The organism is Nocardia sp. NPDC049190 (assembly GCF_040648115.1).
Lineage (GTDB): Bacteria > Actinomycetota > Actinomycetes > Mycobacteriales > Mycobacteriaceae > Nocardia.
The window spans coordinates 150343-169144 of sequence record NZ_JBEZDE010000002.1 but is presented as its reverse complement, the minus strand read 5'-3'; the positions used below and the strand labels follow the sequence as shown (position 1 = coordinate 169144).

The following is an 18802-nucleotide window of genomic DNA, read 5'->3' as shown; positions in this document are numbered from 1 at the left end:
GTTCAGGTGGGTGCGCCGTGTCGGCCCGCGCCCGACGCGAATCGCTGTGCGCCGTCCAACGCGCCGTTGTCCAGCGCCCGCAGCCCGTGTCGGAATTCGTTGCGCAGCGCGGACTCCTCGGTCATCCCGTCCTGCTCGAGCAGGGACATCCGATCCGAACGTAGGCAGGTCTGCGGCAGCGCGGCCAGTTCCGCGGCGAGTCTCTCCGCGGCGCTGCGGGCTTCGCCGGTCGGCACCACCCGGGTGACCAGTCCCATCTGCAGCGCTTCCGTGGCGCCGACCGGACGTCCGGTGAGCACCAGGTCCATGGCGCGGCCGGCGCCGATGAGGCGCGGCAGGCGAACGGTGCCGCCATCGATCAGCGGGACGCCCCAGCGGCGGCAGAACACGCCGAAGGTGCTGTCCTGCTCGGCGACACGCAGATCGCACCACAGCGCCAGCTCGAGCCCGCCCGCCACGGCGAACCCGGAGACCGCGGCGATCACCGGTTTGGATAGCCGCATGCGGGTCGGTCCCATCGGGCCGTCGCCGTCCTCGGTGGCCTGGTTGGACCGCTCGGTGCCGAGGCCTTTCAGGTCGGCTCCCGCGCAGAAGGTCCCGCCGTCACCCCACAGGACGGCGACTGCCGCCGCTGGGTCGGCGTCGAACTCGCGGAACGCGTCGGCCAATGCGGCCGCGGTCGGGCCGTCGACGGCGTTGCGTGCCTCGGGGCGGTGCAGGATCACCGTCGTCACGGGGCCGTTGCGTTCGATCAGTACGGTCACGCGCTCGACCATACGCTGTAAAAGCGCCCTTGTTGAAGAAATGAATTCATGGTTCACTTCTTGTATGGCCTACCGAAGAACTCCCGCCGTGCAGGCCCGTCTGGACGCACAGGCGGGGTTGATCGTGCAGGCCGCGACGAAAGTCCTGTCCCGTGGCGGGTACGCGGCGCTGTCCATGGCGGCGGTCGCGGCCGAGGCGGGCGTAGCCACCGGCACCGTCTACAAGAATTTCGCCAGCAAGACCGACCTGATCAGCGCGGTCTTCCGCAAGGTGGTCGCCGGTGAGGTTGCCGCCGTGGCCGAGGCCGGCGCCGACGGGACGGCCGTCGAGCGGGTGACCGCCGCGGTGGAGACCTTCGCCGGTCGCGCGTTGAAGAATCCGAAACTGGCCTACGTGCTGCTTGTCGAGCCGGTCGATACCGTCGTCGACAGCGAACGGTTGACCTTCCGGCTCGCCTTCGCGGAGGTATTCGAATCGGCGGTGGCCGACGGGGTTTCCCGAGGTGAACTGCCGCCGCAAGACTCGAAGCTCAGCGCGGCCGCCTTGGTCGGCGCGCTGGGCGAAGTGCTGGTCGGCCCGCTCGCAGACGCGTCACAGGGGGAATCCGTCGTCCCCGAACTCATCGCTTTCGCTGTACGCGCGCTGGGGGTGCGTGCGCACCCGGGCGTACTCCGCGCTCGGCCGGAACAAGGAGTGTCCTATGCAGACACATGAAGTCTTCAACCAAGTACCCGACATCGTTCCGTTCGACGTCGCGCGCAATCCCGCGCTGATCGAGGGGCTGCACCGAGAAGGCGCGGGATGGGCGGAACCGGAGGTCCGGGAACTCGGTGCGCTCGCGGGTGGGTCCGAGGCGCAGGAATGGGGCAGGCTGGCCAACGAGTACCCGCCGGTACTGCACACCCATGATCGCCACGGTCGTCGTATCGACGAGGTCGAGTTCCATCCGTACTGGCACAAGTTGATGCGGGTCGCGGTCGAGCACGGCCTGCACGGCACGCCGTGGCTGCAGGACCGTCCCGGCACGCACGTGGCACGCGCCGCGAAGTTCTACACCTGGGGTGTCGCCGACGCGGGCCACACGTGTTCGATCTCGATGACCTACGCGGTGGTGCCCGCACTGCGGCACAACGCGGATCTGGCGGCAACATACGAACCGTTGCTCGGCTCCCGGATCTATGACTTCGGTCTCCGAGAGCCGTCCACCAAAGCCGGACTCATCGCGGGCATGTCGATGACCGAGAAGCAAGGCGGCTCGGACGTCCGCGCCAACACGACCACCGCGACCCCGCGACCGGATGGTTCGTATCGGATCGTGGGACACAAGTGGTTCACCTCGGCGCCGATGTCGGACATGTTCCTCACGCTGGCGCAGGCGCCCAGTGGTCTGTCCTGTTTCCTGCTGCCCCGGGTGCTGCCGGATGGCAGCCGCAATCCCATTCGGATCCAGCGACTCAAGGACAAGCTGGGCAACAAATCCAACGCCTCCTCCGAGATCGAGTACGAGAACGCCACCGGCTGGCTGGTCGGCGCGGAGGGCGCCGGCGTCAAAACCATCATCGAGATGGTGAATATGACCAGGATGGATTGCGTGATCGGCTCGGCCACCGGTATGCGGGTCGGCGCGGTCTACGCGGTGCACCACGCCCGGCATCGGAAGGCGTTCGGCGCCGCACTGATCGACCAGCCTGCCATGCGCAACGTACTCGCCGACCTGGTGATCGAATCCGACGCCGCGACCACCGTGATGATGCGCCTGGCCGGCGCCACCGATCGGGCTACGCAGGACCCGGCCGAAGCGGCGCTGCGACGCATCGCGTTGGCGGTCACCAAATACTGGGTATGCAAGCGGGCGCCCGCGCACGCGGCCGAGGCCCTGGAATGCCTGGGTGGCAACGGGTATACCGAGGAGTCCGGTATGCCGCGGCTGTACCGGGAGGCGCCGCTGATGTCCATCTGGGAAGGCTCGGGCAACGTCGCGGCGCTGGATGCTCTGCGCGCCATGGGGCGTCAACCCGAGACCGTCGAGGCGTACTTCAACGAGGTGTCGATCGCCAAGGGGGAGAACCCGCGACTGGACGACGCGATCGCCCGGGTCGGCAAGGAACTGTCCGACCTCGACAACATCGAATACCGCGCGCGGCGCGTCGTCGAGCTGATGGCACTCGTGCTGCAGGGCGCACAGCTGGTCCGGCACGGCCACCACGCCGTCGCCGACGCGTTCTGCGCCACCCGGCTCGGCGACGACTGGGGCATCGCGTTCGGCACACTGCCGGTCGGGGTGGATACCGGCGCCATCATCGAGCGCGCGTTCGTCTGACGCGGCCGGCGGCTCAGGCGGCCGACTGGGTCGAGTACGCGGTCGGCCAGCGTGTTCCGCTGCCATGATGTGCCGGTCACGGGGCGGGTATGGTGCGGCGGTGGCCGGGGAATTCGTTGAGCGACCGTTGGGCTGGTTGGCGCGGCGGGTAGTGGACCGGGTCGGTCGCGGCCGGTATCTGGTGGGGATCGCGGGTCCACCCGGGGCGGGCAAGTCGACGTTGTCGGCCGTGCTGCGGGACGCGATCGATGCCGAGGCGGGGGCGGCTGTCGCCGAGATCGCGCCGATGGACGGGTATCACCTGCCGAACGACGTCTTGCGTGCCATGGGAAGTCTCGCGCGCAAAGGGGAACCGGATACTTTCGACGTTGCGGGGTACCTGGCCGGCCTGCGCTTGCTGCGCAGCGCCGCGATCGGAGAGCTGGTCTCCTGGCCGACGTTCGACCGAACCATCGATACGTCGGTTCCTGATGGTGTGGTGATCGACCACCAGTCCATCGTGCTCACCGAGGGCAACTATCTGTTGCTGGACGACTTCGAGGGCCGGACGTGGTCGGCGGTGCGTACCCTGCTCGACGAATGCTGGTATCTGGACGCGCCGCGACAAGTGATCGCGGGTCGCCTGCTGCACAGGCACATCGATGGAGGCCGCACACCCGAGGCCGCTGCGACGAAGGTGCGCGACAGCGATCTGCGCAACGCGGATTTGATCGCCACCACCAAGGCACGCGCCGATCTGGTGCTACTCGAGAAGGGCGGACGTTACTCGGTCGCCGAACGTTGACGGCTGTACTCCTCGCATATTCCCAGCGTTTGGAGCAGGTGCTCGGCCCGTCACCAGTCGAGGCAGTAGCAGGTGCCGCTTGAAGCAGGCGGCCGGCACGCTGGGAGCCGAGTCGGACCCCGGCCGCGTGGGTGTAGCGGCGCTGCGTCCCGCCCACCCGGTCGGTCAGCGGTTCGCGCGGTACCAGCGGATGAGCGCGTCGGTGGACGAGTCATCCTGCGGTTCGGGGTCTTCCGCGGCGGTGAGTAAGGGAGCGAGGGCGAGCGCCTGCTGCTTGCCGAGTTCCACGCCCCACTGGTCGAAACTGTCGATGCCCCAGATGGTGCCCTCGACGAAGACTTGATGCTCGTAGAGGGCGATGAGCTGGCCGACCACCGACGGCGTGAGTTGTGGCGCGAGAATGGTGGTAGTCGGACGGTTGCCCGGCATCACCTTGTGCGGCACCACCTTCGGATCCGTTCCCTCGGCGGCTATCTCCTCGGCGGTCTTGCCGAAGGCGAGCACTTTGGTCTGCGCGAACAGGTTGCTCATCAGGATGTCGTGCATGCTGCCGGTGCCGTCGCGGGTCGGCAGGTCATCGGTAGGACGAGCGAACCCGATGAAATCGGCTGGCACCAGACGGGTGCCCTGGTGCAGCAGCTGATAGAAGGCGTGCTGGCCGTTGGTTCCCGGTTCGCCCCAGAAGATCTCGCCGGTCGAGGTGGTGACCGGGGTGCCATCGGCGCGCACCGACTTGCCGTTCGACTCCATGGTCAGCTGTTGCAAGTAGGCGGGAAAGCGGCCGAGGTCATTCGAATAGGGCAGCACCGCATGCGATTGCGCGCCGAAGAAGTTCGAGTACCAGACACCGAGCAGGCCGAGCAGCACCGGGGCGTTCGCTTCCAGCGGCGCGGACGCGAAATGCTGGTCCACCGTGTGCATTCCGGCGAGGAACTCCGCGAAGCGCTCCCTGCCGATAGTTGCCATCACCGAAAGCCCGATGGCCGAGTCCACCGAGTACCGACCGCCGACCCAGTCCCAGAAGCCGAACATATTGGCGGTGTCGATGCCGAACTCCGCCACGCGATCGGCGTTGGTGGATACCGCGACGAAGTGTTCGGCAACGGCGTCTTCGCCGAGCGCGGCGACCAGCCAGCGCCGAGCCGCGGTCGCGTTGGTCAACGTCTCCAGCGTGGCGAAGGTCTTGGAGGCCACGACGAACAGCGTGGTCGCCGGGTCGAGTCCGTCGAGCTTCGCGACCAGGTCCGCCGGATCGACATTCGAGACGAATCGAGCGCCGATACCCGCGTCGGCGTAGTGCCGCAGTGCCTGGTGGACCATCACCGGGCCCAGGTCCGAACCGCCGATGCCGATGTTCACGACCGTGGTGATGCGCTCCCCGGTCGCGCCGCGCCACTGCCCGGAGCGCACCGCGTCGCTGAACTCGCCCATTCGGCGCAGCACGTCATGCACCTCGGCGCCCGCGTCGACGCCGTCGATGGCCACAGTCTCGCCTTCGGGCATCCGCAGCGCGAAGTGGCCGACCGCGCGGTCCTCAGCGGTGTTGATGTGCTCGCCTCGGAACATCGCGTCCCTACGCTCGGGCACGCCCGCCTCGTCCGCCAATTCGACGAGCAGATGCAGGGTTTCCCTGGTCACGCGGTGCTTGCTGTAGTCGATGTGCAGGTCGCCCACCCGGACGGTCAGTTCGCTGCCTCGGGCGGGATCCTCAGCGAAGATCTCCCTCAGGTGTCGTCCGGACACGGCGGCGTAGTGATCGTGCAGTTTCCGCCATGCCGCCGTCGCGGTGATGTCGCTGCTCACGTTCGCCGACAGTACAAGCAGGCGCCGCGGAGTGCACGAAAAGCCTTCGGAGCGTCGGCCGACTCATGAATGCGCGATGTGAGAACTCGATGGTTCACACCGGGACTGCGTCGAAAGGGCACCGCCGGATGGGGCCCGCCGAAGGCCCGTACCGCGCGGCACCGTACGGCACCGAACGGCGCTGCCGACGACGACCGTCGAGGAACTCGAGGGCGCTGATATCTGCCGCCGACGTGCCGATCGAGGGTGTCCCCCGGGTGCGCCGCATAGGCTGGCCCCATGGTGTCCGAACGTGAGGTTCTCGAATCCGTACCGACGCAACTGTGGATCGGCGGACCCGTCGACGCCACCGGCGCAGGCACCTTTCCGGTGCACAATCCGGCGACCGGGGAGGTACTGACGCAGGTCGCGGACGCGACTCCGGAGGATGCAGTGCGTGCGCTGGACGCGGCCGTCGCGGTACAGGCCGAGTGGGCGGCGGCGCCCGCCCGTGATCGGGCCGAGATCTTGCGGAAGGTGTTCGAGCAGATCACCGCGCGCGCGGAGGAGTTCGCGTTGCTGATGACCCTCGAGATGGGCAAAGCCCTCCCGGAGAGCCGCAACGAGGTCCGCTATGGCGCCGAGTTCTTCCGGTGGTTCAGCGAGGAGGCTGTGCGGGTGCACGGGCGTTACCTGCACGCCCCGTCCGGCGCCGGTCGCATCATTGTGCACAAACAGCCGGTAGGCCCGTGCCTGGCGATCACGCCGTGGAATTTTCCGCTGGCAATGGGGACTCGCAAGATCGGCCCCGCGCTGGCAGCGGGCTGCACGATGATCGTCAAGCCCGCCTCGGCCACGCCGCTGACGATGTTGCTGCTGGCGAAGCTCTGCGCTGAGGCCGGTCTGCCCGCCGGCGTGTTGTCGGTGATCACCTCCAGCCGATCGAGCGCGGTGACCAAGCCGCTGCTCGACGATCCTCGGTTGCGCAAGTTGACCTTCACCGGCTCCACCGAGGTCGGCAAGAAGCTGGTGGAGCAGTCCGCGAATGGGCTGCTGCGCACCTCGATGGAACTCGGTGGCAACGCGCCGTTCGTGGTGTTCGACGACGCCGACGTGGATAGCGCGGTCGCCGGGGCACTGCTCGCGAAGCTGCGCAACGGCGGCGAAGCGTGCACGGCGGCCAACCGGTTCCATGTGCAGAGCGGCGTTCTCGAGGAGTTCACCACCAAGCTTGTCGAGGCGATGTCCAGCAGCGTGACGCTCGGGCCGGGGACCGACCCTGCTACCACGCTCGGCCCCCTGATCAGCGAGGATCAGCTCAACACGGTCAGCGAACTGGTCGACGACGCCGTCGCGGCAGGCGCGCGGGTGCGGCTGGGCGGCACGGCGCCCGGGGGACCCGGCTGGTTCTACCCGGCGACCATCCTCAGCGATATCCCGGCGCGGGCCAGGATCCTGCGCGAGGAGGTGTTCGGCCCGGTCGCCCCGATCATCGGCTTCGAGACCGAGGCCGAAGGTCTGGCCGCCGCGAACGACACCGAATTCGGCTTGGTCAGCTATGTCTACACCCGTGACCTCGACCGCGCCCTGCGGATCGCCGAGGGGCTGGAGTCCGGCATGGTCGGCGTCAATCGCGGCGTCATCTCCGACCCCGCTGCCCCCTTCGGCGGCGTCAAGGAATCCGGCTTCGGTAGGGAGGGCGGAACCGAGGGTATCGAGGAGTATCTGTCCACCAAGTACATCGCCCTCACCTGACCACAGCCGTCCGGCCGCGAGAGCGGCACGCGACAAACCAGGGAGATGCTCGATTGGGCGGCACGATCGGCTCCAGCGGGCACCACTGACCGACGAATTTTTCGACAGGCGCAGGGGTGACCGCTGGACCGAGGTGTCCGCGATCAGTGGTCGAGAGAAAGCCGGATGACCGGTCCGCGGACACGAACAGGATCACGGCCGCTCGGACATGAAACGGCCGCCCCGGGGTCTGCGCACCCGGGGCGGCCTTTTGGAATGCGACGGTCTTACGATCGCCGCAGGGTTCGGGGGCGTGCTCTACGGCCGAGAGCAGGCCGAATCAGTGGCCGAGGCGGCCGCGGCCGAGGCGGAGCAGCAGCATTGCGAGGGTGTGGCCTTCCTGGCCGAGTTCGCTGAAGCGCTCGAGCACCTTCATTTCCCGGGCGTGGACGAGCCGCGGCCCGCCGGACGCCATCCGCGTCCGGCCGATGATCCGGGAGACTTCCGTGCGGCGCTTGATGGCGGCGAGAATCTCGGCATCGAGGCGGTCGATCTCCTTGCGGAGTTGGTCGATCTCGGCCTCGGTCTGCGGCAGGGCGGAATCGGACCCGGCCGTCGTTGCAGGCGTGCTCATCATTCATCTCCTCGTGTCAGAACATGGATCGGTGCGTGCAGATGGCTCGTTACCGATCAGTTCTTTCACCGTGAAACAGACCTGGGGGCTTGGATCGTCCCCCCAAGAAAGGTGCGCTCAAGTATTGGCTCCGCAATCACGATATCCAGCGGGTAGCCGGACGGGAAGTGTCGTGAGAGTGCAGAACATGTCGCCAGTGTGCCATGGGGTGGGAAGTATGCAAAACGATTGTTTTGTATATCTCGTGAGAAGCCCTGGTCGCTTTGCCTCCGCTTCCCATCAGTGGGAGTTCATGCCCGGCTCCCTCGGCCGGGGTCGAACGGACCGCACTCGGCCCGGAACTACATGTCTGTCGGTCCCCGCCGGTAGCGTGGATGGACGATGGACATCACGGTGGCTCCCATAACGCAGTCCGGTCCGGTCGGGCACCCGGATCCGACCCTGGATCCGACATCGAATCCCCAGGTCGCGGGCGGTAATGCCGAGGAGGGGGCGGGGCGCGCCACCGTCCGGGCGGCACTACCGTCGGACGCCGAGCGCGAACAGCGGCGCATCGAGCATGCGCAGCGGCGCGCCGAGGAGGCCGAACGACTGCTCGATGGCCTCAACCCGCAGCAGCGCGCCGCGGTCGTGCACACCGGTTCGCCCCTGCTGATCGTGGCGGGCGCGGGGTCGGGCAAGACGGCCGTGCTCACCCGCCGCATCGCCTATCTGCTCGCCGCTCGCGGCGTCACTCCCGGCCAAGTCCTCGCCATCACCTTTACCAACAAAGCCGCCGCGGAGATGCGGGAGCGCGTATCCGGGCTGGTCGGCCCACGCGCCAACACCATGTGGGTGTCTACCTTCCACTCGAGTTGCGTTCGCATCCTGCGGATGCAGGCCGCGTTGCTGCCCGGCCTGAATTCGAATTTCTCCATCTACGATGCCGACGATTCGCGCCGACTGCTCACCATGATCAGCCGCGACCTGGACATCGACACCAAGAAGTATTCGGCACGGCTCTTGGCGACCGCGATCTCGAATCTGAAGAACGAACTCATCGACCCGGGGCGGGCGACCGCGGACGCCGAAGCGGATGACGCCGACCTGCCCGGTCTGGTGGCCAGGGTCTACACCGAGTATCAGCGGCGGCTGCGCTCGGCGAACGCGCTGGACTTCGACGACCTGATCGGCGAGACGGTGGCGCTGCTGCAGAACCATCCACAGGTCGCCGAGTACTATCGCCGCCGGTTTCGGCATGTCCTGGTAGACGAGTATCAGGACACCAACCATGCGCAGTATGTCCTGGTGCGAGAGCTGGTCGGACACCATCTGGCGGACGCGGGCGAGGATCGGGTACCGCCGAGCGAACTGTGCGTCGTCGGCGACGCGGATCAGTCCATCTATGCCTTCCGCGGCGCGACCATCCGCAATATCGAGGAGTTCGAGCGGGACTTCCCCGACGCGGAAACCATTCTGCTGGAACAGAACTACCGCTCCACCCAGCATATTCTCGCTGCCGCCAACGCGGTGATCTCGCGCAACGAGAACCGGCGCGACAAGAAGCTGTGGACCGACTCCGGCGAGGGTGACCTGATCACCGGCTACGTCGCAGACAACGAGCACGACGAGGCGTCGTTCGTCGCGCGCGAGATCGATCGGCTGGTCGACCAGGGTGACGCCAACTACGGTGACGTCGCGGTCTTCTATCGCACCAACAACAACTCCCGTGCGTTGGAAGAGATCTTCATCCGGATGGGGCTGCCGTACAAGGTGGTCGGTGGCGTTCGCTTCTATGAGCGCAAAGAGGTGCGCGATATCGTCGCCTACCTTCGGGTGTTGGAGAATCCGGACGATGCGGTGAGCATGCGGCGAATCCTGAACACCCCACGCCGAGGCATCGGCGATCGGGCCGAAGCCTGCGTCGCGGTACATGCCGAACAGCGCGGGATCGGATTCGCCGCCGCACTGCGCGATGCCGCCGACAACAAGGTGGCACTGCTGAATACGCGTGCGCAGCGCGCGATCGCCGGCTTCCTCGATCTGCTCGAGGAGATTCGAGCGGCCGGCGAACGCGAGGAGTCCGACTTCCCGGACGTGGGCAACGTGGTGGAGGCGGTGCTGGAGCGCACCGGCTACCGCGCCGAGTTGGCGGCTTCCGACGACCCGCAGGACGGCGCGCGGTTGGACAACCTGAACGAATTGGTCAGCGTCGCACGGGAATTCAGCTCTGAGGCGCACAACAACGCCGAAGCGGCCCGGCAGGAGGGCCTGCTGCCCGAGGCCGGCGAGGGTGAGCCGGACCCGGGTTCGCTCGCCGCGTTCCTGGAGCGGGTATCGCTGGTCGCCGACACCGACCAGATTCCGGACGAGGGCTCCGGCGTCGTCACGATGATGACGCTGCACACGGCCAAAGGCCTGGAGTTCCCCGTCGTGTTCGTGACCGGATGGGAGGACGGCCAGTTCCCGCACATGCGGGCACTCGGCGATCCGACCGAGCTCGCCGAGGAACGCCGCCTCGCCTACGTCGGCATCACCAGGGCGAGACAGCGCTTGTATCTCACCCGCGCGGTGGTCCGTTCGGGATGGGGGCAGCCGGTCTCCAACCCGGAATCGCGCTTTCTGCAAGAGATTCCGGGGCATCTCATCGATTGGCGCCGACTGGAGCCCGCCGGGTCGTCCGCGTCGAGGGGTATCCGGCGGCGGGCCGGCGACGACGACGGGTCGGAGCGGGACTGGACCCGCGGCGACGGTTGGTCGGAGCCGCGGCCAGGGCTGCGCGATCGTGGCCCACGCAGGCCCGCGCCAGGGGGTGCGGCGCGCAACAACGCCAATCTGGTACTCGCCGTGGGAGATCGAGTCAGCGACGACAAGTACGGCCTGGGGCGCGTGGTCGCCGCGGAGGGCTTCGGGCCGTTGGCCACCGTGACGATCGACTTCGGCACCGCGGGCAAGATCCGGTTGATTCCGCAATACAGCCGGACGCTGGTGAAGCTCTGAGCGCTCCTACACGATCCAGGGCCACAGCCGCGCGATCCGAGCCGTGTTCCGCGGGTGCGCGGCAGGGCGTTTCGGCCCTGTCCATGGCGTCGACGCATCAGTAGGGTCCGGGGTATGGACACGGTCGCGCGGCACATCCTGTGGTTTCTGCCCATGCTGTGGCTCGGCATGGTGCTGGCCATCTCGTTTGTGGAAGCGCCGCTGAAGTTCCGTGCGCCGGGGATCACCCTGCCGCTCGGTCTCGGCATCGGCCGTGTGGTGTTCCGTGCGCTGAACATCGCGGAGACGGTACTCGCCACGCTGCTGGTGCTCGCCGCCTTGATCGTCTCGCCGGCCGCGGCGAGCTGGGTGTGGCTCGCCACCGCGGTCGCGCTACTGGCCGGCCAGGTCCTGGTGGTGCGACCGCCGCTGAGCCGCCGCACCGATCGCGTGCTGTCCGGCGAGGACCTGCCCCGCTCCATCGCGCACTACTGGTACATAGGCTTGGAGGTTGCCAAAGCGGCGGCGCTGGTCGGCCTGGCGATCGCGATGGCGCCGACCAGCTGAAAATCGGTGCGCGGACCCTCGCGCCAGCGTGCTGTCAGTCGCGCTGCGGGCCGAGGCTGATGCCGCGAGTGGCCAGCCAGGGGAGCGGATCGACTTTGTCGGAGCCGTTCAGCCAGACCTCGAAGTGGCAGTGCGGGCCGGTGGAGAAGCCGCGGTTGCCGATGGTGGCGATCTGGTCGCCGGCGAGCACGCGTTGGCCCTGGGACACCGTCGCGGTGTCGATGTGACCATAGATGGTGACAGTTCCATCGTCGTGCAGCAGGCGAACCCACATGCCGAAGCCCGCAGCGGGACCGGCTTCGATCACGGTACCGTCGGCGACCGCGACGATCGGGGTGCCGATCGGACCGGCGATGTCGATGCCCAGATGCTGTACGCCCCAGCGGGCGCCGAATCCGGAGGTGAAGGTTCCCGCGGCGAACTTGGTGAACAGCGGACGAAGTTTCGCGGCTTCTTGGGCCGCGAGGTCTTCGGCGTACTTCTGGCCCTTTTGCAGGATATCGTTGAACTGGTCGAGATTGGCGGCCGCCGAAACATTCAGCACCTGAGGCGATTCCGGTGAAGCGCTGGCGTCGGCGACGTTCATCGACTGCGCGGCGATCTCGTGGATCTGGCCCGCGGCTTCGTAGTCGACCGTTTGTGCCGGCTGCTCCGGGGAGGCGAACGCCGCCTGCCCGGCGGCGACGACCGCACCGGCGGCGACCGCGGCGACCGCGGCGCGGCCTTTGAGGGCGGCGGGCGGTGCGGGCATTCGATGAGCGCCGCCGCGCTTGTGCGCGCTGCGGCGGCCGGGGATCACCGTGGGGACAGCCGGGGTGTCCGACTCGGATTCGGCTTCCCCGGATTCGGTGGCCTCGGGGGACCAGGTCTCCTCCGGCGTCCATGTGCTGTCCTCGGACGCCCACGAGTCCTCTTCGGCCCACGCGTCGCCGGTGCTCCACGCGCCACCGTCGGACCAGGAGTTCTGTTGTGACCACTCCTGTTGGGTCCATGCGTTGTCAGTGCCCCAGGAGTTGTCTGCGCCCCAGGAGTTGTCTGCGCTGCCGGTGTCGTCGTAGCTCGCGCTCTGGTAGCCCGCGCCGTCGTAACTCGCGCTGTCGTTTCGTTCGCCCGAGGCAGCGAAGTCGTATCCGGCGGGCGCGGACGTCGCGCTGTAGAGCGAATTCCGCTGCCGGTCGACCGAAGGGGCCTCGTGCCCGCCCGTCGGGCCGAAGGGCTCGTTGTCGGGACGGTAACGATGTCCCGACCGAGTGCGATTATCGGGAGCGAAGGTGGAGCGATGGTTCATCGGCGGTGCCACATCGTGAAGCGAAAGATCCTTGAATGCCTGCTGTTCAGCGGCGTCGATGGGTCATATGCGGAGCGGCTCTCCGTCTGCGGAGTGCTGTGCTGCGTCAAGCTCGCCGTCCTCCTAGTCGTGACCGTGCTGTGACATCGACCGCAATGACGGTAACGAAACGATTGCGTCGCCACAAGCGCAGCGACCCTCGGATTCAAACATGTGAGATTGATCACTCGGAGTGCGGGGAATATCTCACTGCGCTATGGGCACCCAAGAGGGGTTATTCGACGACGGGTTGTAGTAGACCGACGTCGTTCCCGGTTCGGCAGCTCTACCTGGCGCGGTGTCGGCAACCTACTCGTCGGTAGTGTTGGCCAGCGGTTTTGCCGCTGTCGGCACTGGTCGGTGACCTGCGCCACTTACGATGTATGTGGCCGATCGGCCGTCCATGTGACTGGTTAGAGTCCGACCCGACCCGCTTCCGACGTCGGGCCGCCAACAAAGACGTTGTCATCACAACGCAGACGAGACGGTGAGTACATGGATCTCTTCGAATATCAGGCGAAGGAGCTCTTCGTTAAGCACGGAGTGCCTTCGTCCGAGGGCCGCGTCACGGACACGGTCGCCGAAGCCCGCGCCATCGCGGAGGAAATCGGCAAGCCGGTGATGATCAAGGCCCAGGTGAAGACCGGTGGCCGCGGCAAGGCGGGTGGCGTGAAGTACGCCGCCACCCCGGACGACGCGCAGACGCACGCGCAGAACATTCTCGGTCTGGACATCAAAGGCCACATCGTCAAGAAGCTGCTCGTCGCCGAGGCCAAGGACATCGCGGAGGAGTACTACATCTCCTTCCTGCTGGATCGCGCGAACCGGACCTACCTGGCCATGTGCTCGGTCGAGGGCGGCATGGAGATCGAAGAGGTCGCCGCGACCAAGCCCGAGCGGTTGGCCAAGGTCCCCGTCGACGCGGTCAAGGGTGTCGACCTCGCGTTCGCGCGTTCGATCGCCGAGCAGGGCCACCTGCCCGCCGACGTGCTCGACGCCGCGGCGGTGACCATCCAGAAGCTGTGGGAGGTCTTCGTCAAGGAAGATGCCACCCTGGTCGAGGTCAACCCGTTGGTGCGTACCCCGCAGGACGAGATCCTCGCGCTCGACGGCAAGGTCACCCTCGACGAGAACGCGGCATTCCGGCACGCGGACCACGAGGCGTTCGCGGACAAGGACGCGACCGACCCGCTCGAACTCAAGGCCAAGGAGAACGACCTCAACTACGTCAAGCTCGACGGTGAGGTCGGCATCATCGGCAACGGCGCGGGCCTGGTCATGTCGACCCTGGACGTCGTGGCCTACGCCGGCGAGGGCCACGGTGGCGTGAAGCCCGCGAACTTCCTGGACATCGGCGGCGGCGCCTCGGCCGAGGTGATGGCCGCCGGTCTCGATGTCATCCTGAACGACGAGCAGGTCAAGAGCGTGTTCGTCAACGTGTTCGGCGGCATCACCGCCTGTGACGCGGTGGCCAACGGCATCGTGAAGGCTCTGGAGATCCTGGGCGACGGCGCGAACAAGCCGCTGGTGGTCCGGCTGGACGGAAACCGGGTGGACGAGGGCCGCAAGATCCTCGTCGATGCCGCGCACCCGTTGGTGACGCTGGCGCAGACAATGGACGAAGGCGCCGACAAGGCCGCCGAACTGGCTGCCGCCCGATAACGACGGCCGAGTAAGGACAAAAACAATGTCTATCTTCCTGAACAAGGATTCCAAGGTCATCGTCCAGGGCATCACCGGTGGCGAGGGCACCAAGCACACCGCGCTGATGCTGAAGGCGGGCACCCAGGTCGTGGGTGGTGTCAACGCGCGCAAGGCGGGCAGCACCGTCGCGCACACCGATAAGGAAGGCAACGCGATCGAGCTGCCGGTGTTCGGCACTGTCGCGGAGGCCATCAAGGAGACCGGCGCCGACGTGTCCATCGCGTTCGTGCCGCCGAAGTTCGCCAAGGACGCCATCATCGAGGCCATCGACGCGGAGATCCCGCTGCTCGTGGTCATCACCGAGGGCATCCCGGTGCAGGACACCGCGTACGCGTGGGCCTACAACGTGGAGAAGGGCGCCAAGACCCGGATCATCGGCCCGAACTGTCCCGGCATCATCACCCCCGGCGAATCGCTGGTCGGCATCACCCCGGCCAACATCACCGGCAAGGGGCCGATCGGCCTTGTCTCGAAGTCCGGCACGCTGACCTACCAGATGATGTACGAGTTGCGGGACTTCGGCTTCTCGACCTCGATCGGCATCGGGGGCGACCCGGTCATCGGCACCACCCACATCGACGCCATCGAGGCGTTCGAGAAGGACCCGGAGACCAAGTTGATCGTGATGATCGGCGAGATCGGCGGCGACGCCGAGGAGCGGGCCGCGGCCTACATCAAGGCCAATGTCACCAAGCCGGTCGTCGGCTACGTGGCGGGCTTCACCGCTCCCGAGGGCAAGACCATGGGACACGCGGGCGCCATCGTCTCCGGATCGTCGGGTACCGCCCAGGCGAAGAAGGACGCGCTGGAGGCCGCGGGTGTGAAGGTCGGCAAGACGCCGTCCGAGACCGCCGCGCTCGCTCGCGAGATCTTGGAGAAGGCCAGCATCAGCGCCTGAGCCACGCAACGCACGAAGGCCGCCTCCGATCGGGAGGCGGCCTTCGTCATGTGTGGTGGCCGGGCTCGGCTCGGGCAGAAGCTGAGCGTCCTGAACCAACCACTCGCGGAATCTGTTCTATCGGTCGGGGAACCTTTCGTTTGTTCCTCCTATCGACAACGAGACAGCAGGTGGAGGGGTTCAGCCGGGCCTCCGATCACCATGCACGCGGTCAGAGGCGATGTCGGACAGATCATTCCCGGCACTGAGAATTCTGGCAGTGTGAAAGCAACCACCGTGACCATCGCACGTTTCACTGTTGCTGTCGGGCGTACCGGCACCGGTTTCCTTCGGGCGTGGTATTGCCGGGTGACGGCGGGCTCGATGCGCACCTGCCTCAGCGACTGCCTGCGGCAAGGCGATATCGGCAAGGCGGCATCGGCAAGGCGGCATCGGCACGGACAACGGCGAATGGGCCGGTCGGTGGCGCGGGCGTACCGGCGCCCCGGCCGCACGACCGAGCGGGAACGATCTCGGTTCGGAGCAATCACAGTGCGCTCCTGGCCTGGCTCGCGGCCCGTCTGGCGAGGTCGAATCGGGTGGCCTGACCACTCGGTCAAGGGTGACCTGGCACCAGGAGTGCAGTAGCGTCAGAAGCGAGATTCAGCCGTGAAAGACACTGTACGACTCGACCTAGGAGACGACGACATGTCATACCCGACCGGGGGCTCCGGGTACAACACACCCGCACCCTCAGCACCATCCAGTCAAGCCCCTGCTGCGGGTGGTGCCAGTTCAGGTTCGAGCGCCGCCGGTTCCGATGCCAAAGGTCTGCCGTTCCTGCTGGCGGTCGGGGTGGCGGCGCTCGGTGTGATCAACTTCCTGCTCGGCTTCCTCCCGTTCCTCGGCAGCAAGCCGCTCGATTTCGACGGCACCCGGGTGGGCGGTCAGGAGACGGCGAAGCTGTTCGAGGTGGCGTCCGGCTCGCCGCTACTGGGACTGCTGCTGCTCGGTGGCATTCTCGCCGGCTTGTCGCTGCTGCCGAAGCAGAGCTTGATCGGTGCGGCCGCCGCGGCCTCGACCGCAGGTTTTCTCGCGCTGCTGTTCCAGTCGTTCAACTTCGGTACGGGCGCCGAGCTGAAGTGGGGCGCCTACGTCGTGCTCGTGCTCGCTTTCGTGCAGGCCGCGCTGGCGATCGCCGCGGTGCTGTTCGAGGCGGGCATTCTGAAGCCGCCCGCGCCACGCCCGGCCACTCCGCCGAGCGGTTTCGGCCAGGGCGGTTACGGCCAGCAGCCGCCCTCGTTCGGACAGAACCAGCCACCGTTCGCGCAGAGCCAGCCGGGTTATGGCCAGAGCAGCCCCTACGGGCAACCCGGCTACGGCACCCAGCCCGCGCCACCGCAGTACCCGGCACAGCCTTCGCCCTATGGCCAGAGCCAACCGACCTACGGCCAGGGGCAGTCGGCGCCGTCCTACGGTCAGCCGCAGTCGCCCTATGGGCAGAGTCAGCCGAGCACGCCCTACGGCGCGGCCCAGCAGGGTTCGCCCTACGGTGCGCAGCCGCGACCGGACGAAAGTGCGACCCAGCAGTTCGGCGGTCAGCAGTCCGGTCAGCAGTCGCCATACGGCGCCTCGAGCTTCGGTCAACCGCAGGCCCAGCCGGGTCAGCCGTTCGGCGGTGAGCAGGGGAGTGACTCGTCCTCCGATGCCACCCAGGCATTCCGGCCCTCGGAAGACAACAAGTAGTACACCTGGCATCCTCCCCGGCGCGGCGCGCCTGACCCGCTCGCGCCGGGGAGGCTGCCACGCTGAAAAGTTATGAGCTCCTCCAGAAACTCCCTGGTGCCTCGGACCGGCGGGTCGCGGCCGCCGAAGCCGCAGAGCGGCGCGGACGAGGTCGGGTTTCTGTCGCTGACTCCCGAACGGGCTCGAGTGCTCGTCCTCGTCGCGGGTCGTCCTGCGGCCATCGCGCTGGCCGTCATCGTCGTTCTCGCACTCGGCGCGTTGTTGTCCGCGGGCAGCGACCTGGCCGGCGCCTCGGGTGCGATCGCCGCCGGTTGGCTTGCCGTGCACCAGGTTCCGCTGACCATCGGCAAGACCACGCTCGGCCTGTTGCCACTGCTGCCGGCGGCATTGCTGGTCTGGCTGACCGGCCGCGAATGCGCACGCGCCGTGGAACCGGACAGCACCAGGGTCGATCTCGGCTGGATCGTCGGCGCCGCGGTGGCCGGTCCGCTGTTGGTCACCGCGGTCTGTCTGGCGGTCGCCGAGGATGCCTCCGGTGTCATCGCTTTACAGCCGCCGAACCCGCTTGCCGCGTTCGCCTGGGTCGTCGGGCTGTATCTGCTCGCTGCCGTCGCAGGCATCTCGATCCGCATCCGGCGTCGGCTCGTCGTGCTGCTGCGTGTGCCCGACTGGGTTGTCTGCGGACTCTCTGGCGCGGGCCGCTCCGGTTTCCGTTTGCTGGCTTGCGCCGCCGCGGTCTCGGTGCTGTCGTTTCTCGTCCACGTACCCCGGGTAGGAGAGACCTACCAGTCGGCAGGTAACGCGGCGGGTGTGATCGGACTGACGCTCCTCTCGCTGGCCTATCTGCCGAACCTGGTGGTGCACACCGTCGGTGTGGTCGTCGGCTCCAGTGTGCAGTTCGGCGCCGCCTCGTTCGGTGTGTTTTCGGTGGTAGGCGGCCCTATCCCGGCCATTCCGCTGATGGTCGCGGTGCCCACTGGTCCCGCGGCGTGGTGGTGGGTTGTGTTGCTGTTCGTCCCTGCCGCGATCGGTGTGCTCGGCGGGTTGGACTGCGCGCGGAACTCGCCCGACCGGATCGACGCCCCGTGGGCCACCTTGACCTCTGCGGCGCTGGCCGCAGTCGCGCTCGTCGTGCTCGGCCTCATCGCGGGCGGTGAGCTCGGCACGTTCGGTCGGGTCGGGCTCGACCTGCCGATCTTCGCGGTGGTCGTGTTCGCTTGGCTCGCCGTCCCCGGATACGCGGGTCTCGTGTTCGCCCGTTGGTTCATCGTTCCGGTCGGGGCGTCGCCCGCTGAATACACCGATCCGTACGACGATGAGTATTACGACGACGGCGCCTACTACGACGACGGCGCCTACTACGACGATGACGGCGACCACGCCTACGACGACGATGACTTCTACTACGACGACGAGTACGACGGGCCGGAGTTGGAAGGCGAACTGGTCGATGAACAGCCCGCGATCGCGTCCGGCCACGAGTACCACTCCGGAACCACACCCGACATCCTCGACGCCGAGGTGGTCGAGGCGGACCTGCCGGACAGCGGCCCGGTGGATGGTCGTTAGGCTCTAACCCGGCGGTGTCGCATCCGTCCGCCACC

14 protein-coding genes are annotated in these 18802 nt (G+C 67.3%); 10 read left to right on the top strand and 4 right to left on the bottom strand.

Annotated features, from left to right (window positions below):
• Positions 1–2: 2 nt before the first annotated feature.
• Complete coding sequence (locus tag AB0B25_RS02785) at positions 3–764, bottom strand: crotonase/enoyl-CoA hydratase family protein (RefSeq protein WP_357173699.1); 762 nt, start codon at positions 762–764, stop codon at positions 3–5.
• A 64-nt stretch (positions 765–828) separates the two neighbouring features.
• On the opposite strand from AB0B25_RS02785, the gene AB0B25_RS02780 reads away from it, so the two are divergent.
• The 3 genes from AB0B25_RS02780 to AB0B25_RS02770 all read left to right on the top strand — a co-directional run bounded on the left by AB0B25_RS02780 (position 829) and on the right by AB0B25_RS02770 (position 3869).
• A complete protein-coding gene (locus AB0B25_RS02780; RefSeq protein ID WP_357173695.1) occupies positions 829–1479 on the top strand; it encodes a TetR/AcrR family transcriptional regulator in 651 nt (216 codons plus the stop codon).
• Positions 1466–3085 carry an acyl-CoA dehydrogenase family protein gene (locus tag AB0B25_RS02775; protein ID WP_357173692.1) on the top strand — a complete coding sequence of 540 codons (1620 nt, stop codon included), beginning with the start codon at positions 1466–1468 and terminating at the stop codon, positions 3083–3085. Before AB0B25_RS02780 ends, AB0B25_RS02775 begins: the two co-directional genes overlap by 14 nt.
• A gap of 100 nt (positions 3086–3185) precedes the next feature.
• Positions 3186–3869, top strand: a complete 684-nt coding sequence (locus tag AB0B25_RS02770; protein ID WP_357173689.1) for a nucleoside/nucleotide kinase family protein — start codon at positions 3186–3188, stop codon at positions 3867–3869.
• A gap of 165 nt (positions 3870–4034) precedes the next feature.
• On the opposite strand, the gene pgi is transcribed toward AB0B25_RS02770, so the two are convergent.
• On the bottom strand, positions 4035–5672 hold the full coding sequence (pgi, locus tag AB0B25_RS02765; protein ID WP_357173686.1) for a glucose-6-phosphate isomerase: 1638 nt from the start codon (positions 5670–5672) through the stop codon (positions 4035–4037).
• Between the two features lie 279 nt (positions 5673–5951).
• Here pgi and AB0B25_RS02760 point away from each other — a divergent pair, with 279 nt between their 5' ends.
• Positions 5952–7406 (top strand): NAD-dependent succinate-semialdehyde dehydrogenase, encoded by a 1455-nt coding sequence (locus AB0B25_RS02760; RefSeq protein WP_357173684.1) that lies wholly within the window; start codon positions 5952–5954, stop codon positions 7404–7406.
• 319 nt (positions 7407–7725) lie between these two features.
• Here the strand turns inward: AB0B25_RS02760 and AB0B25_RS02755 are convergent, their stop codons facing one another.
• Positions 7726–8019 (bottom strand): chorismate mutase, encoded by a 294-nt coding sequence (locus AB0B25_RS02755; protein ID WP_357072741.1) that lies wholly within the window; start codon positions 8017–8019, stop codon positions 7726–7728.
• Between the two features lie 381 nt (positions 8020–8400).
• Here AB0B25_RS02755 and pcrA point away from each other — a divergent pair, with 381 nt between their 5' ends.
• Together pcrA and AB0B25_RS02745 are read left to right on the top strand one after the other, a co-directional pair.
• Complete coding sequence (gene pcrA / locus AB0B25_RS02750) at positions 8401–10998, top strand: DNA helicase PcrA (protein WP_357173681.1); 2598 nt, start codon at positions 8401–8403, stop codon at positions 10996–10998.
• 114 nt (positions 10999–11112) lie between these two features.
• Entirely contained in the window at positions 11113–11544 is a 432-nt protein-coding gene (locus AB0B25_RS02745) for a hypothetical protein (RefSeq protein WP_357173678.1), read from the top strand.
• Between the two features lie 34 nt (positions 11545–11578).
• On the opposite strand, the gene AB0B25_RS02740 is transcribed toward AB0B25_RS02745, so the two are convergent.
• Positions 11579–12832, bottom strand: a complete 1254-nt coding sequence (locus tag AB0B25_RS02740) for a M23 family metallopeptidase (RefSeq protein ID WP_357173675.1) — start codon at positions 12830–12832, stop codon at positions 11579–11581.
• Positions 12833–13366: 534 nt separating this feature from the next.
• Here AB0B25_RS02740 and sucC point away from each other — a divergent pair.
• The 4 genes from sucC (at position 13367) to AB0B25_RS02720 (ending at position 18767) form a co-directional block, all read left to right on the top strand.
• On the top strand, positions 13367–14533 hold the full coding sequence (gene sucC / locus AB0B25_RS02735; RefSeq protein WP_357173672.1) for an ADP-forming succinate--CoA ligase subunit beta: 1167 nt from the start codon (positions 13367–13369) through the stop codon (positions 14531–14533).
• Positions 14534–14558: 25 nt separating this feature from the next.
• The gene (gene sucD, locus AB0B25_RS02730; RefSeq protein ID WP_357173669.1) at positions 14559–15473 is read left to right on the top strand and encodes a succinate--CoA ligase subunit alpha; all 915 of its coding nucleotides are present in this window, start codon (positions 14559–14561) and stop codon (positions 15471–15473) included.
• A gap of 687 nt (positions 15474–16160) precedes the next feature.
• Positions 16161–17198, top strand: a complete 1038-nt coding sequence (locus tag AB0B25_RS02725; RefSeq protein ID WP_357173667.1) for a DUF5336 domain-containing protein — start codon at positions 16161–16163, stop codon at positions 17196–17198.
• Between the two features lie 72 nt (positions 17199–17270).
• The gene (locus AB0B25_RS02720; RefSeq protein ID WP_357173664.1) at positions 17271–18767 is read left to right on the top strand and encodes a DUF6350 family protein; all 1497 of its coding nucleotides are present in this window, start codon (positions 17271–17273) and stop codon (positions 18765–18767) included.
• Positions 18768–18802 lie beyond the last annotated feature (35 nt).